Consider the following 15,645-nt stretch of genomic DNA (forward strand, 5'->3'; position numbering starts at 1 on the left):
CACAGAAACAGCCTTTGCTTATTCTCTTATTTTTTCTGCTATCCTTAGTTTTGCGCTTCGAGCCCTGTTATTTTTTTTAATTTCATCATTTCCAGGAACAATCAATCCTCCTACTTTTTTAAAAGGCACATTTACATTACCATATAAATCTTTTTCTGGCTCTCCTTCAAACATTCCATTACGAATAAATCTTTTTACCAATCTGTCTTCCAGGGAGTGATAGGATATTAAACTAATCCTGCCTTTAGAATTAAGAAGTTCTTCTGTTTGTCTCAAAAATTCTTTAAGAGCCTCAATTTCTTGATTTACTTCTATACGAATTGCCTGATAAACCTGTGCCAATATTTTATGTTCTTTATGCTTTGGCAAAAATGGGCTTAGTACTTCTTTTAACTCTGTGCTCGTTTTTAAAGGCTCTTCTTTTCTGGAAGCTACTATCGCTCTTGCTAGTTTTGGAGCGTTTCTTAATTCTCCATATTCAAAAAACATAGTTCTTAAATCCGATTCGTCGTATTCATTAATTACATTATATGCCGATAACTCTCCATTTTGATTCATCCTCATATCCAAATCTGCATCAAACCGAGTAGAAAACCCTCTGTCTGCAACATCAAACTGATGAGAGGAAACACCAAAATCCCCAAGAATCCCATCTACTTTTTTTACTCCATGAAATCGCAAGAATCGTTTTATAAACCTAAAATTTTCATTTACCAAAGTAAATCTCTCATCCTTGATCGCATTATCCAACGCATCCAAATCCTGATCAAAAGCAAATAATCTGCCTTCTGGCCCCAATCGATTAAGTATTTCTTTAGAATGGCCACCACCGCCAAATGTAACATCTACATATATTCCATTTGGCTTAATGACCAACCCATCTACTGTTTCTTTAAGCAATACCGGATTATGATACTCCATCTGTTTTATTTCTTTTGTTTGTCTAAAATAGTGACAAGACTTTTTTACCTCCCTCTTATCCTTTACTATCTACTAATCAAGACTGATATCATCATCAAACCCCATTACTTCTTCTGCCAGATCTGCAAAATCATCTGCTACACCTTCAATTGCTTTTTCATATTGGTCTTTATCCCAAATTTCAACTATATTGACGGCCGAGGACAGTACCAAATCTTTTGTAATTGCGGCAAAGCTTATCAAATCCTTAGGTATTAACAAGCGTCCTGCTGTATCAATCTCTACTACTTTGACTCCTGCGGTAAATTTTCTGATAAAGTCATTGTTTTTCTTTTTAAAGCGATTAAGTTTATTCATTTTTTGCATCAAAAGATTCCATTCTGCCATAGGATACAACTCCAAACAAGGCTGAAAAACCGCTCTTTTTAAGACAAACCCATCTTCCAGTACTCCCGAGAGTTGCTTTTTAAAAGCAACAGGCATCATCAAACGTCCCTTAGCGTCTGCTTTGCACTCGTATGTACCAATTAGATTTACCACTTTACTTCCCTAAACGTTTAATAAGTCAAATATATTGAAAAAAATACCACTTTTTACCACAATCTACCACATTGTTAATAAGTTGTGTTTAAAAACAAGAAGTTTTTGTTACCCAAAACTTTAAGATTTTGTTTATCAATACACTACAAAAAGGCTTATGGATTCTTGGTTTTAATGAATTTGAAGTCAAAATAATCTGTGTTCAAAAAAATAAAAAAAATCATTCTGTAGTATTCATAAAAAAACTCGAAACTAATTATGAAAATGCTATATTTGCGTTTAATTCTTCTAAGAAGTATTAATGAAACACGAATTACAAAAAGACGGAAAATTTAGTTATCTAGATTTAGGGGAAGGCACACCAATTATCATCTTACATGGATTGATGGGCGGTTTGAGTAACTTTGAAGGTGTTAGTTCTTACTTTCCTCAGCATGGATATAAGGTATTAATTCCTGAATTACCTGTTTATACATTGTCTTTGCTAAAAACCAAAGTTGGTACATACGCTAAGTATCTTAAAGATTTTATAGATCATTTAGGCTATGGCGACAAAGAAGTAATTCTTCTTGGTAATTCTCTGGGAGGACACATAGCTCTTTTATGTGCTAAAATGTTTCCTGAAAAAGTAAGGGCACTTGTTATTACCGGAAGTTCTGGATTGTACGAAAGCGCTATGGGAGAAAGTTATCCTAAGCGTGGAGATTATGAATACATTAAAGCAAAGGCCGAAAATGTGTTTTATGACCCGACTATAGCTACCAAAGAAATTGTAGATGAAGTGTACTCTACAGTTAATGATCGAAATAAATTAATCAGAACTTTGGCTATAGCCAAAAGTGCTATCCGGCACAATATGGCAAAAGATTTACCAAAAATGAATATCCCATCCTGTATTATATGGGGTAAAAATGATAATGTGACTCCGCCAGAGGTAGCTGATGATTTTAACAGATTACTACCAGATTCTGACCTATACTGGATCGACAAATGCGGGCATGCCGCCATGATGGAACATCCTGAAGAATTTAACCGATTATTGCATAACTGGTTACAAGAACGCAACTTTTAACCTTAACTGAATATTATGAAGATTAGCAGCGCTGAATTTATAATGAGTAACAGCGACGTTGCCAAATGCCCAAAAGACAGACTCCCTGAATATGCATTTATTGGAAGATCCAATGTTGGAAAATCTTCTTTGATCAATATGCTTACCAATCGAAAAAGTCTTGCCAAAACATCGGGGAGACCCGGAAAAACGCAATTAATCAATCATTTTATCATTAACAAAAGCTGGTTTCTGGTTGATTTACCAGGATATGGATATGCAAAAGTATCTAAATCTTCAAAAAAAGTATTTCAAAAATTTATTACTGCTTATTTTTCTAAAAGAACTCAACTAGCTTGTGCTTTTGTATTGGTAGATAGCCGCCATGAGCCACAAAAAATAGATCTGGAGTTCATGCAATGGTTAGGTGAAAACCAAGTGCCATTTTCTATAATTTTCACCAAAGCAGATAAACTTACCAAGACCAAATTACCTGTTCAGATAAATAATTATATTGATGAAATGCTTAAGTATTGGGAAGAAATGCCTAATTATTTTATAACTTCTTCCTCTTCGGGATTAGGGCAGGAAGATCTTCTTAATTACATACAAGATATTAACGACCAGCTAGCTAAATCTTCTTAATTTTTTTTCTGCAAAAAACCAATTAATTGTTTTGTAGTTTGTATACTTGCTAATTTTTCTGCATCCAAAACTACCGTAAGATTTTTTGTGTACTTTTCAAAAACAACAGGAAACTTAAGGTTTTTGAATTTATCGGCAGGGTATGACTTGAAGAACTCATTTTTATACATAAACAAAAAATCAAGAGGTACATTTTTTCTAAAATCCCTCCATTCTTTCTTTTCAGAAAAACTATCATGTGTTAAGTTACAAAGATTGCAGGAATAGGTTTGCGGGCTTACTATTTTATGAATATTGTTCAAATATTTGCTCCACATATCAGATTTTGCATTATACACAAAAAGTAAAGTCTTTTTCAAAATTAAATTTTGACTGTTTAGTCACAATTAACTTAAAAACATTTCAATAAAACATGAATTACTTTTGTTCTAAATCTAATTTCTCTGCAAAATAATCGCAAAAATCTTTCATAGTAGCAGACATTTTTTCATCTTGGGTTGCTCTGTAAAAAGTATCACTCATGGCTACCAATGTTTGATGAAAAAAGATTTTCATTTCATCAACAGGCATATCTTTTGTCCACAAATCTATCCTAAGGCTTTCCTTACTTTTATTATCCCAAACAGATAAAAGCATTGCTTTGGTATCCTGATTTTCGACTCCCCCGTCTTTTGCTGTCCATTTTAACTTTTCAGGAATACGATTTTCATCTAATTCTATATCTATTTTGATTTCTGATTTATGCGCGCTTGCCATTATTTTTTGGGTTTATATTTTGATCTGTTAAAAATAGTTTCGGCATCTGCCAATATTAATTGGCGCAAAGATACGTTGTTATTTTTCATATACGAATCCACAATTTTCCATCCTACAAACTGGCCAATTCTATCCGGGGCTTCGTTATCTATTTCTTCTAAATAAAATTTTGAAAAAGGTGCCGGGTATAAAAATCTGGGCATTAAAGAACTATCTGTGCTATACAACAGTTTTTTATCTATAAAATACCTCCATATATGTTCTTCATTAGTCTCTGCCCAAGAGTATTGCTCTTCACTATACCCTATTTTTCTTGCACTGGAAAAATCAGGTAATAACAAATCTTTTATATACAATTCTTTTCCAAAAGATATCAGGTTCCCCAAAAATGTCCTGTCTCTAATCGGGCCTACCTGGTTTTTGGCATACATCGAAGCTACATCAGGAACCATATCTTTTTTTTCAAAATTTTGCCTTAGATATTTTTGTATTCCTTTATAAAAATGATGGTCTTTCCCCAAATATGTGTCTAAGGCAATAATTAACAATCCTTTTGAAAGCACTACTTTGTTTTTGTAATCTACATCATTGACAATGGTAACAACTTTTGGTGTTTTAATTTCCGGGAAGTAATATTTGATATGCTGAAAAAGTGAATACAGTTCTGTTTCTTCTTCAGACATATCCAAAAAAGCCTTTTTTACTTCTGTATTTACCTCTTGTTGTATTGTGTCCCGGGACCTTTTGATCCAAATACTGTCTGCATATTTTTCTGGAAACAAAAACGGGTATTGTTTTTTAAGTTCTGGAAGGGTTTCTGGAGTTACTACTGCAAATAAAGTATCAAAACGTTCTATTTTCAGGTCTATAGGGATTTTAGCAATTTCTTTCTCAACTTTATTTTTGTTTGAGCAAGAAATAAACATAAAAAAGACCAGAGTAAATTTTAAAAACTTAATAATACCCCTTTGTAAATTGTAATATCTATTTAAATAATTTCTATTCTTCCAGAACGCCATCTTTTTTTATTAATTTTATGATCGCAAAGATACTATATCCTTTTACGAAGTACAAAGCACAGGATAATCAAGTATCTGTTGAATTAAACTTATTTTTAGTTATATTATTTATAAATATAAAGTATGCAAACAGAAAAAGTAATTGATCATATTGTAAATTGGCTAAAAGACTATGCTGTAAACGCAAATATGGAAGGTTTTGTTGTTGGTGTTAGCGGAGGAATTGACAGTGCTGTTACTTCTTGTTTATGCGCAAAGACAGGTATGAAAACCCTTTGTGTTGAGATGCCTATCCATCAAGCACAAAGTCAGGTTACCAGAGCTCAAGAACTTATTGCTGAATTGAAAAAAAAACACTCTAATGTCTCTGACATCAGAGTTGACTTAACTCCTGTTTTTGAGGAATTAAAGTCTGTAGTCCCCAAATCTCCTGCCAGTGCACAATTAGATTTATCTCTTGCAAATACCAGAGCCCGATTAAGAATGTCTGCTTTATATTATTTTGCTGGTTTGCACAGATATCTGGTTGCGGGGACTGGTAATAAGGTCGAAGATTTTGGCGTGGGTTTTTATACTAAATATGGAGATGGAGGTGTTGACCTGAGCCCTATCGCTAATCTTTTAAAAAGTGAAGTTTATGCTATTGCCAAAGTTTTAAAAGTACCTGTTTCTATACAAAATGCTGCTCCAACCGATGGTTTGTTTGGTGACAGCAGAAGTGATGAGGATCAAATTGGAGCTAGTTATGATGAATTGGAATGGGCTATGAAAATGAAAGAAGAGGGCAAAAACAGCAATGATTTTAAAGGACGAAAGAAGGAGGTTTTTGAAATTTTTATACACTTAAATACCGTAAACCAACATAAAATGAACCCTATTCCTGTTTGTAATATACCCGTTGAACTGTTTTAATTATCTTTTTATCGATAAATTCATAAAAAAAAGTTTACGAGGGCTAGTTCTTAGTAATTTTGCACAAAGATTTAAAAATTACCCCTAGCCTAAAGATGTTAAACTCTTAAATTAAACTAAAACAATCGTAAACAAGAATGACTACCGTATTAATCGCAGATCATCATCCAATCACTAGGAAGGGGATCGTTTCTTTATTTCGCAACTCTGAGGATTATGAAATCATTGGCAAAGTAAGTAACGGAAACGAAATGTATGATGTTTTGAAATCTAACACTCCTGATGTTCTCATCATGGAGTTAGATTTACCACAAATCAATGGAATTATGGCATTGAGAACTATTAAAAAAGAATTTGCCGGAATAAAAGTAATTATTTTTAGTTCTCATCCTGAAGAAATGTATGCGTTAAGTGCTATTAAAGCAGGTGCTTCTGCTTATTTAGCAAAAACAGTTCCTACAAAAACCCTTAAAAAAGCAATTGAACGTGTTGCCAGAGGAGGTATTTATCTAAATGACAACCTTACCAAACAACTGGCCAATGGAAATGCCAGCGAAAATAATATGGTTGTAAAATACAAAAAACTGTCTTCCAGAGAAATAGAGGTTCTCAACTTATTATCTTCAGGAAAAAGGAATAAAGATATTGCAAGCACATTATCTATTAATGAAAAAACCGTAAGCACGTACAAAACACGATTATTAAAAAAATTAAAAGTAGACAACCTTGCAGATTTGATTCATCAATCAAGATTATTACATATTAGTTAAATCACCCGATTTAGTTTTCTGTATAATAATTTTTTGAGTGTTTGATAATCTCGAATATCTTCTAAAACACCTATGTTATTTTCAAAATTCTGGGCTTTCACTTCTTGTGAAAGCTCATTTATTTTTTGATCTATCAAAAACCCTCTCAAGCTTAATATAATATTATTTACATACTCTGCAACAGAGTCTTTTTTTTGCTTTACATGAATTTCTTTATCTACCCACCTATGAAGTTCATACCGTTCCTCGTTCATCATAATTTCTGTAATCTCTGAGGCTATTTCGGGTTGAATTTTATTTATAAAACTTTCAACTTTAAACTCACTTACCATATTTAGTTCTTCAATCAAAATCGTATATATGTCCTTAAATAGTTGATCTGTAAATTCTATTTCATCATCTTGCAAGTCCAGATATATTTTTTCAAAAACTTTTATTCTATGTATTTCCGGCTCTAAAATAAGTTCTCCCTCTTCATTTTCCTTCAATATCAAATCCTCAAAATCTGCATCGAGAGCACCATACATTAACAGAGCCTTTATTATATGGCGCTCCAACACATACTGCCTGTTGATTTTGGGTTGTTTTTGAGTTTCGCTTCTTACAATTTCAAGAGGTTTTTGTTGCTGGTCTTTTTGTTTATGCTGGCTTTTTATATCTGTATTATGTATTTGTGCCAAAGTATCAAACAGAACATCTTCTGAAACATCCATTATCCTTGAACACTCCTTAACATAAATCTCCTGCTTGATTACATCGGGTATTTTGGATATACTGGTTACCATATCCCTAACCAGTTCTGCTCTTTTTATAGGGTCATTTTTAGAATCCTGCAGTAATAAAGATGCTTTAAAGCTTATAAAATCCTGAGCATTTTCTTCTAGATATACGGTTAGCTCTTCTAATGTATTTTGTTTGGCAAAACTATCCGGATCTTCACCTTCTGGAAAACTACAGACCTTTACGTTCATTCCTTGCTCAAGAATAAGGTCTATACCTCTTAAAGATGCTCGCATTCCTGCTGCATCACTATCAAACAGTACCGTTATATTTTTAGTTAACCTGCTTATTAAGCGTATTTGGTCTGAAGTTAACGCTGTCCCCGAGGAAGAAACTACATTGGTAATCCCGGTTTGATTAAATTGGATAACATCTGTATATCCTTCTACCAAAAAACAGTTATCCTCTTTTGCTATTGTTTGTTTTGCATGATAAATACCATAAAGCACTTTGCTTTTATGATAGATTTCACTTTCTGGAGAGTTAAGGTACTTTGCTGCCTTTTTTTCATTAGTCAATATCCTGCCCCCAAAGCCTAATACCCTACCAGACATGGATTGTATTGGAAACATAACCCTGCCTTTAAAACGATCAAACTGTTTTTCTTCCTTGACTATAGTAAGCCCTGTTTTTTCCAGGTACTCTAACTTATATCCTTTTTTAATGGCTTCTGTAGTAAAAGCGTCCCAAGTATCGGGAGAGTATCCTAATCCAAACTTTTTTATAGTGTGTTCTGTAAATCCCCTTTCTTTAAAATAAGTTAATCCTATAGCTTTACCTTGTTCGGTTTTGAGTAGTGATTTTTGAAAAAAAACATTAGCAAATTCACTAACCAGATACATACTTTCTTTTTCATCTGCTTGTTGTTTTTGCTCGTCTGTTTGCTCGGTTTCCTCTACCTCTATATTATATTTTTTTGCTAAATATTTTATAGCTTCAGGATATGTAAAGTGCTCATGCTCCATCAAAAAAGCTACAACATTCCCTCCTTTTCCGCTAGAAAAATCTTTCCATATTTGTTTTACAGGAGATACCATAAAAGAAGGGCTTCTTTCATCGCTAAAAGGGCTCAACCCTTTAAAATTGCTTCCTGCTTTTTTTAATTGCACAAAATCTCCTATTACCTCTTCTAAACGGGCGGCTTCAAATACTGCATCTATAGTAGATTTATGGATCATAAAACAGATTATACTAATTTATATATTCAACAAAAATAATATAATTAAGCAAACGCAATCCTTTCTTCTAATTTTAATCCGCATTGTGGAGTTTAATCCTCTGAGGCTTTCCCCAAGGTAATTGTCCAAAAAAAGAAGGTTGTCCTGTTGGACAACCTTCTTAAAGTCTATAATTTTTTTACAAGAAATTATTTTTTAACCACAAAACTTCTTGTTACAATGGTCTCGTCTGCAGTGATTCTAACAAAATATGTTCCTTCTGAAAGATTACTTACATCTACTTGTTGTTTTGTTCCTTGGTTATTTTCACTGTGGATCAGCTGCCCAAACATTGAAAATATTTCTAAACTTTGGATAGATGTTTTGCCTACCGAAATATTTAAAACGCCACTTACCGGATTTGGATACAGTTTAAATCTTTCGTCATTTGCATTAACATCGGTCAATTCATGAGTATCTAATCTCATTCTTGCTCCTTGAGCACAGAATTCTGTGGCATCAGAACTTGTAAATTCTCCTCCTGATGCTATAGTACCGGCACTACTTGACAGGGTATATGCTCCATTACCATACTTACAGCACATACCATCTCCAAATGAATCTGATATTGTAAAAGTATATGCTCCTGAAGCCAAAGCATTAATGGTTTCTGTTACTGTAGAGCCATCTGCATTTGAAGATGAATAGCTTTTTGATGCTACTGTTGTTCCTGCAGCATCTTTCAACGTCCATGAAGTCTCTTCAGGGTAGTTGTCAAATGTTATTGTCAAAGTTAGCTCACCTGTAGCACAATCTCCTCCGGAAGAACCAGTTGTAAGAGATATTGCATCTATTGCTGCATCTGCCTGCCATGTGTTTCCTGTTAAACGATTAAATCTTAATTGTAGTCCAGAACCAAGATATGTTGCCAGATCTATAGTCGCAGTTCCCCAAGAGTTTCCTTGGTTTCCGCTTTTATTCCAAACACTAGTCCAGGTTACCCCGTCATCATTACTTGCTTCTACATCCAGAGAACCAAAATTAGCGGCTCCATACATGTGATATTTAAAAGAGAAAACTGCTGCTGTGGCATCATTAAGATCAAAACAAGGAGAATTAAGGATAGCTCGTTTATTGGGATATCCGGTACCGCTTCCTGATGCTTCTACAAATAAATAATTTGATCCGTCTGCTGCGCTTGCAGGTCCTGTTCCATTAGAGGGGGTTCCCCCTGATTTTCTTGTCCAATCCAGATCATCTCCCGATGCTTGAGTCCACGCACCTATGTTGCTTTCAAAGCTTTCATTGTAAGGTGCCACTAATCCATTTAAACACCCTGGGCCTGTAGTACTTTCTAACGTGGTTACACTTACTGTATTACTTGCTGAGGATTGATTTCCTGATGCATCTTTTGCTTTTACATAAAAAGAATATGTAGTAAGAGGAGTTAACCCATTAACAGTATGGCTGTTTGTAGCAGAATTAGCTACTACTGTACCATCTTGATATATATCATAACCTGTTACCCCAACATTATCTGTTGAAGCATCCCAACTTAGAGTAGTTTCTCTGGCCGTTGTTCCTGAAGCAGATAAATTTGCTGGTGTAGACGGAGCCTCATTATCGACTACTGCTGGTTCAATTTTAAAAGCTACTACATGACTCTTTCTAACATTAGGAGACGGTCCTTTCATATACTCACTGATATGCCAGAACGTTTTATCATCTAATGGGTCAATAGTTATTTGCCCATAATCTCCATATCTACCATCACTTCTGTTATTTTGGCTATCTCCGTTAGCCGAAACTTGTTCTGCAACCGTCATTGTACCTACCGGGTCACTTGCCAATCTACCAGTATATCTTAAAGAAGTATAAACACTGCTACTTACTACGGTATATGCTAATCCTATATTACCTTGAGAGTCCTGAGCAATACTTCCGCAAAATGCACTTAATCCATCTGGTTGTGTATATGTTCCTTCCTGATAGATTGTCCATGGCTGTCCATCTGCGGTTTGCCTAAGTTCGTACCAACGTATACCTGCCAAACTATCTGATCCATTAAGATCTACAACAAAGTTCATAACCACAGAGTTATGTGTACCAAAACGTCTGTAGTTAGTCATATACATCATGGTTGCCTGAAGTGCATCTATATCTGGCCCGTTGCCCGGTTCATCCAAATTCTGAAAAGATCCATTATCAAAGACACTATCAAAAGGTGCCGTTGTAATTTCTTGTGGTTGAGAAATTGTAGAGTTTGCCGGAGTAGTCCAATCTACGCTAGTAGTCCACACTTTTAAATGATCTGTTGAAATACCGGTCCAGCTATCATCTTGCATATATACTATAGAGCATCCTACACCTGCAGGAGGAAGCGTTGTTCCTGTTGCGTTAAACCCTCCCGGGCTATAGAAACCGCTTGTTTTTGCTCCTGGTAATGGGAAATTAATCATTTTAGCCGAAGCTGCTCCTGCAATCATTTCGTCTCTTTCTACTACAAATACTACATCATTGGTATCCGGAGCATTTTGATTTTTGTTTGCTGTGATATAGTACCCGTCATTCCAAATAGATAATTTTTCGTAATCCGGGAATGCATCGGTATTAAATCTATAAGTAGACCATCCATCATTTACCGGATCTGGCCCTTTACATACTGCTATTAAAAATCCGTTTGGAGAATTACTAAATTGCATTATAATAAATCTACCTGCAAAGTTGTCATAAACTACTACCGGATCCCCGAGTGATTCTCCCGGAAATAAGGTGGCTAACGATGCTTCTGCGAGTAAAACATTACCGGATCTGTCTAAGATCCCAAAACCAGAGTTAAATGCATACACATAGTGATTAGGTCCTATCGCTCCTGTTGCGTCATTTAAAACTGTTCCTACATGAGCATCAAAAGATGCCAATGGTGGGCTAATAGACATTTTATTAGCACTCTTTTGACGCTCAATAAGTGGATCATTTCCTTTAGGAAAACCTTTTCCAGGAACTACTGTGTTACTTCCTCTGTGTTTTGGGGGAGCATCCACCTCTAAACCTTTAGCAGAAATAATATTTTTCATTTGAGAAAAAGCAGGAATATCTTTTTTATAAATAGATTTACCTACAGAATTGGCTTTAACAGCTCCTCCTTTTTGTGCAAACAGCCCGAAGCTGCAAAACATGAATAATGTAAAATAAATAAAATTTGTTTTCATATAAGTGAAATTTGGTTAATTGTTCAATTTTATACCAGTTTTCAGCACAAGTAGTATCAACTACATTTTGAGGCAAAAAATGCAGAATCAATGTTCAATATTTGGGAAGAATTATTTCAATTATGACTTGGATAAATATAGAGTATTTAGTTAAGAAACAAAAAAATAAAATATCATAAAATATTTACAGTCAAATAGTTACGTTAAAACCACAATATAATTAAGGGTTTTATATTTACTTATATATTAAACACATATTATATTTAAGTAAATTATTTAACAAATCGAGAGCGCTTTAAGTATACTAATTTAATAGGATAATAACCCTACAGGGAGGTATAAATATAATCTGAGTATTACTTGGAGTAAAAAAACAAGACGGTATTTAAAAAGTTAAAACATCTTCAATTTTAACGGAGAATTTTTAATAAAACTACTCGAAAAACAAGTTTTTAACAAAATAATTGTATTTTCAAAGCTACCCATTAATAAATATCTAACTGATTTTTGCTAAAAAATCAGTTTTCGTAAACTTTTTTTGAATTGTTCTTTTATTTTTTTCGGTCAATAACATAATCAACCATCAACTCTAATGAAGATTTATAATCTGAGTCTGGATATTCTGATAAAATGGAAAGAGCATCGTTCTTAAATTGATGCATTATTTTAATGGCATACTCTAGCCCACCGTTTACTTTTACAAAATCTATAACTTCTTTAACCCTTCTTTTATCTTTATTATGATTCTTTACTGAGTTAATAAGCCATTTCTTTTTTTCATTAGTACAATTATTCAGGGTATAAATTAAAGGAAGTGTCATTTTTTGTTCTTTAATATCAATTCCTGTTGGTTTTCCTATGGTGGTATTTCCATAATCAAATAAATCATCTTTTATTTGAAAAGCCATCCCTATAAGTTCCCCAAATTTTCTCATTTTCTGGACGCTATCTGAATCAGGTTCTACAGAACAAGCTCCAAGGCTGCAACAGGCTGCAATTAGTGTGGCTGTTTTTTGGCGTATAATTTCATAATATACAGATTCTGTAATATCCAGATTTCTTGCTTTTTCAATCTGCAATAGTTCTCCTTCGCTCATTTCCCTAACTGCTACTGAAATAATCTTTAAAAGATCAAAATCCCCGTAGTCTATGGATAACAGCAGACCTTTTGATAGTAAATAATCGCCTACTAAAACAGCAATTTTATTTTTCCATAATGCATTAATAGAAAAAAAACCTCGTCTTTGATTAGAGTCATCTACTACATCATCATGAACCAGAGTTGCAGTATGTATTAGCTCTATAACTGAAGCTCCTCTGTATGTTCGTTCATTTACCTCTCCTCCTGACACCATTTTGGCTACTAAAAAGACAAACATAGGTCTCATTTGTTTACCTTTTCTATTCACAATGTAGTGAGTAATTCTATTAAGCAAGGCTACTTTAGAGGTCATTGATTGCGAAAACTTTTGTTCAAAAAGTTCCATTTCATCAACAATTGGTAATTTTATTTGTTCTACAACTTTCAATATACCGTAATTAGTTCTGTTTTCTTAACTTATGCGAATATAATGTAAATAGTTTTTTCTTTGAAACCGATATCCTTATATGTTGGTATTAATTCTAAATACATCATTATTTTTATCCAAACAAATAATTTCTTTATGATTTATTAGCTAATTGGCCGCAAGCCGCATCAATATCTTTTCCACGACTACGCCGAACATTTACAACGATACTTCGGGATTCTAAAGCATGGATATAATCATCTATTGCTGTTTTTGATGCTTGTTGAAAAACACCGTCATCAATAGGGTTATACTCTATCAAATTTACTTTACAAGGTACATAGGAACAAAATTTGATTAAGGCGTCTATATCTTCTGTTTTATCATTAATGCCATCCCAAACTACATATTCGTAAGTAATTCTACTTTTAGTTTTTTGATACCAATATTCTAAAGATTCTCTAAGTTCTTTTAATGGAAAAGTTTCATTAAAAGGCATTATTGATGTTCTCACCTCGTCTATTGCAGAATGTAAGGATACTGCCAGTTTAAAACGAACCTCATCATCTGCCATTTTTTTTATCATTTTTGGCACACCCGATGTAGACAGGGTGATTCTTTTTGGAGACATTGCCAACCCGTCTTCAGAAGTAATCTTATCGATAGCTGCCAATACATTATTATAATTCATTAAAGGTTCTCCCATCCCCATAAATACAATATTAGATAATGGTCTATTGTGATATAATCTACTCTCTTTATCAATAGCCATAACCTGGTCATATATCTCATCCGGATTAAGGTTTCTCATTCTTTTTAAACGAGCGGTAGCACAAAATTTACAATCCAGACTACAACCTACTTGTGATGATATACAAGCGGTTGTGCGTGTAGCTGTTGGGATCAATACCGATTCGACTATTAGACCATCATGCAACCTTACAGCATTTTTTATAGTACCATCTGTACTTCGCTGCATTTGATCCACTTTTATATGATTGATAACAAAGTTCTTTTCCAACATTTCTCGGGTTGTTTTAGAAATATTGGTCATATCATCAAAGTTATGAGCTCCTTTGTTCCATAACCATTCGTATACTTGGTTACCTCTAAAAGCTTTATCGTTATTATCCTCAAAGAAAACTCTTAATTGCTCTTTGCTTAACGCTCTTATATCTTTTTTCTTCGTATTCATAATATTTACAAAAGTAAAGGATAAAATGTTACTTTGCCTCATCATCACCTCTTTATTATAATGAACCAAAAAAACCCTGACAACTATATATCAGGGTCTTTTATATTATTTTTTTCACAAAACTAGTCTTCTATTCTTTTCCATTCATGGACTCCCCCTCCTCCTTTATACTTAACATAAAGTACATCTTTGTTATCTTCTTCTATCCAAATTTGGCAATCTGATACTTTACCGGTATTTATATCTGTAAATTTCCCATCTACATATCTATCTCCTTTGAGTTGTAAGTGTTTCAAAATGACTAATCCTTCAACGTTTTGATTTTTATCTGCTCCTTCGCATTCATAACAGATAGCATCTCTTTCGGATATACGCAACATTCTTTGTACAGAACCATACACTTTATCTTTTATGATATATAGTTGTACTATATTAATAGCTACTCCTGTTTTTTTATCATACGTTTTCCATCTTCCCAAGATAGGGTTTGGCTCATAAGATGCCAATAATCCTTCTTTCAATTCTGCATCTACAGGGTTTTCTCCTAACCAAATTTTAAATAATGCTTTTTTAAATTCTTTACTATTAATTGTGCCTAGTTCTTCTTTATTTTTAAATAAAGTTAATATTCCTCCTTTTACATAAAGGATTTTAAATATATCAAACCTGTTTATTTCACTTGGCAAAAGGCTTAGAAAATCACGTATTTGATTTTCGAGCAAATAGCTGTTCCCATCGGTAGCTCTTTCTAATCCATTTCTAATGATCTCTTTAAAATCACTGTCTGTTACAGAAGATGTTATTTTGATAGTCATTGCCATAGTAGCATCTTTTTCGGCCACCATTATCCCATCTTCTATCCCATCTACTTCAAAATCCAGATAAAGAGCCATTGCATATAATTTTTCTGTTTCCCCCGCTCCATTAAGCATCAATTCGGTATCTTTAAAAACATCTATATCATTAAAATGAACATCTCCCACTCTGGTTTGCGAAACAGAAAAAATAGCATTCAAAAATGCTAAATAATAAATTACTCTCTTCATATTTATAATCAGGTTTGTTATTCTTTTTATAATTTGTAACATACAAAAGAACAATACAAATCTATAAAAAGTACATTTATTAGCCCCAAATATTTTTTTTTTCGACGAAAATAGTTATTTATTATTTTCTAGT

At 33.6% G+C, this 15,645-nt stretch carries 14 protein-coding genes; 4 read left to right on the plus strand and 10 right to left on the minus strand.

Annotated features, from left to right (window positions below; genetic code table 11):
- Positions 1-18 precede the first annotated feature (18 nt).
- Both rsmH and mraZ read right to left on the minus strand, forming a co-directional pair.
- Positions 19-921 carry a 16S rRNA (cytosine(1402)-N(4))-methyltransferase RsmH gene (rsmH, locus tag ACZIYX_RS07020; protein WP_462681499.1) on the minus strand — a complete coding sequence of 301 codons (903 nt, stop codon included), beginning with the start codon at positions 919-921 and terminating at the stop codon, positions 19-21.
- Positions 922-993: 72 nt separating this feature from the next.
- A complete protein-coding gene (gene mraZ, locus ACZIYX_RS07025; RefSeq protein ID WP_462681500.1) occupies positions 994-1,461 on the minus strand; it encodes a division/cell wall cluster transcriptional repressor MraZ in 468 nt (155 codons plus the stop codon).
- 301 nt (positions 1,462-1,762) lie between these two features.
- On the opposite strand from mraZ, the gene ACZIYX_RS07030 reads away from it, so the two are divergent.
- Both ACZIYX_RS07030 and yihA read left to right on the plus strand, forming a co-directional pair.
- Complete coding sequence (locus ACZIYX_RS07030) at positions 1,763-2,533, plus strand: alpha/beta fold hydrolase (RefSeq protein ID WP_462681501.1); 771 nt, start codon at positions 1,763-1,765, stop codon at positions 2,531-2,533.
- A gap of 15 nt (positions 2,534-2,548) precedes the next feature.
- On the plus strand, positions 2,549-3,157 hold the full coding sequence (gene yihA, locus ACZIYX_RS07035) for a ribosome biogenesis GTP-binding protein YihA/YsxC (RefSeq protein WP_462681502.1): 609 nt from the start codon (positions 2,549-2,551) through the stop codon (positions 3,155-3,157).
- Here yihA and ACZIYX_RS07040 read toward each other — a convergent pair.
- Genes ACZIYX_RS07040 through gldB form a run of 3 tightly spaced genes read right to left on the minus strand, consistent with a single transcriptional unit; the run spans position 3,154 to position 4,839 of the window.
- Complete coding sequence (locus ACZIYX_RS07040; RefSeq protein WP_462681503.1) at positions 3,154-3,516, minus strand: GTPase; 363 nt, start codon at positions 3,514-3,516, stop codon at positions 3,154-3,156. The two genes, yihA and ACZIYX_RS07040, sit on opposite strands and share 4 nt — an antisense overlap.
- Before the next feature lie 58 nt (positions 3,517-3,574).
- A complete protein-coding gene (gldC, locus tag ACZIYX_RS07045) occupies positions 3,575-3,913 on the minus strand; it encodes a gliding motility protein GldC (RefSeq protein WP_462681504.1) in 339 nt (112 codons plus the stop codon).
- Positions 3,913-4,839 carry a gliding motility lipoprotein GldB gene (gene gldB, locus ACZIYX_RS07050; protein ID WP_462681572.1) on the minus strand — a complete coding sequence of 309 codons (927 nt, stop codon included), beginning with the start codon at positions 4,837-4,839 and terminating at the stop codon, positions 3,913-3,915. Before gldB ends, gldC begins: the two co-directional genes overlap by 1 nt.
- Before the next feature lie 216 nt (positions 4,840-5,055).
- Between gldB and nadE the strand changes: the two genes are divergently transcribed.
- Both nadE and ACZIYX_RS07060 read left to right on the plus strand, forming a co-directional pair.
- Entirely contained in the window at positions 5,056-5,844 is a 789-nt protein-coding gene (gene nadE, locus ACZIYX_RS07055; RefSeq protein ID WP_462681505.1) for an NAD(+) synthase, read from the plus strand.
- Positions 5,845-5,981: 137 nt separating this feature from the next.
- Positions 5,982-6,614 carry a response regulator gene (locus tag ACZIYX_RS07060; protein ID WP_462681506.1) on the plus strand — a complete coding sequence of 211 codons (633 nt, stop codon included), beginning with the start codon at positions 5,982-5,984 and terminating at the stop codon, positions 6,612-6,614.
- Here ACZIYX_RS07060 and dnaG read toward each other — a convergent pair.
- The 5 genes from dnaG to ACZIYX_RS07085 form a co-directional block, all read right to left on the minus strand.
- Complete coding sequence (dnaG, locus tag ACZIYX_RS07065; RefSeq protein WP_462681507.1) at positions 6,611-8,572, minus strand: DNA primase; 1,962 nt, start codon at positions 8,570-8,572, stop codon at positions 6,611-6,613. The genes ACZIYX_RS07060 and dnaG overlap by 4 nt on opposite strands.
- Before the next feature lie 188 nt (positions 8,573-8,760).
- Entirely contained in the window at positions 8,761-11,763 is a 3,003-nt protein-coding gene (locus tag ACZIYX_RS07070; protein ID WP_462681508.1) for a T9SS type A sorting domain-containing protein, read from the minus strand.
- Between the two features lie 551 nt (positions 11,764-12,314).
- Entirely contained in the window at positions 12,315-13,292 is a 978-nt protein-coding gene (locus ACZIYX_RS07075) for a polyprenyl synthetase family protein (protein WP_462681509.1), read from the minus strand.
- 133 nt (positions 13,293-13,425) lie between these two features.
- Complete coding sequence (gene rlmN, locus ACZIYX_RS07080; protein ID WP_462681510.1) at positions 13,426-14,466, minus strand: dual-specificity RNA methyltransferase RlmN; 1,041 nt, start codon at positions 14,464-14,466, stop codon at positions 13,426-13,428.
- 122 nt (positions 14,467-14,588) lie between these two features.
- On the minus strand, positions 14,589-15,512 hold the full coding sequence (locus ACZIYX_RS07085) for a chalcone isomerase family protein (protein ID WP_462681511.1): 924 nt from the start codon (positions 15,510-15,512) through the stop codon (positions 14,589-14,591).
- Positions 15,513-15,645 lie beyond the last annotated feature (133 nt).

The sequence above is a fragment of the Aquimarina sp. genome, assembly GCF_977115655.1.

Coding starts and splice junctions, on each gene's coding strand:
- ACZIYX_RS07030 (WP_462681501.1), top strand. CDS start 1,763: ATGAAACACGAATTACAAAAAGACGGAAAATTTAGTTATCTAGATTTA.
- ACZIYX_RS07060 (WP_462681506.1), top strand. CDS start 5,982: ATGACTACCGTATTAATCGCAGATCATCATCCAATCACTAGGAAGGGG.
- gldC (WP_462681504.1), bottom strand. CDS start 3,913: ATGGCAAGCGCGCATAAATCAGAAATCAAAATAGATATAGAATTAGAT.
- rsmH (WP_462681499.1), bottom strand. CDS start 921: ATGGAGTATCATAATCCGGTATTGCTTAAAGAAACAGTAGATGGGTTG.
- ACZIYX_RS07070 (WP_462681508.1), bottom strand. CDS start 11,763: ATGAAAACAAATTTTATTTATTTTACATTATTCATGTTTTGCAGCTTC.
- nadE (WP_462681505.1), top strand. CDS start 5,056: ATGCAAACAGAAAAAGTAATTGATCATATTGTAAATTGGCTAAAAGAC.
- gldB (WP_462681572.1), bottom strand. CDS start 4,839: ATGTTTATTTCTTGCTCAAACAAAAATAAAGTTGAGAAAGAAATTGCT.
- yihA (WP_462681502.1), top strand. CDS start 2,549: ATGAAGATTAGCAGCGCTGAATTTATAATGAGTAACAGCGACGTTGCC.
- ACZIYX_RS07085 (WP_462681511.1), bottom strand. CDS start 15,512: ATGAAGAGAGTAATTTATTATTTAGCATTTTTGAATGCTATTTTTTCT.
- rlmN (WP_462681510.1), bottom strand. CDS start 14,466: ATGAATACGAAGAAAAAAGATATAAGAGCGTTAAGCAAAGAGCAATTA.
- dnaG (WP_462681507.1), bottom strand. CDS start 8,572: ATGATCCATAAATCTACTATAGATGCAGTATTTGAAGCCGCCCGTTTA.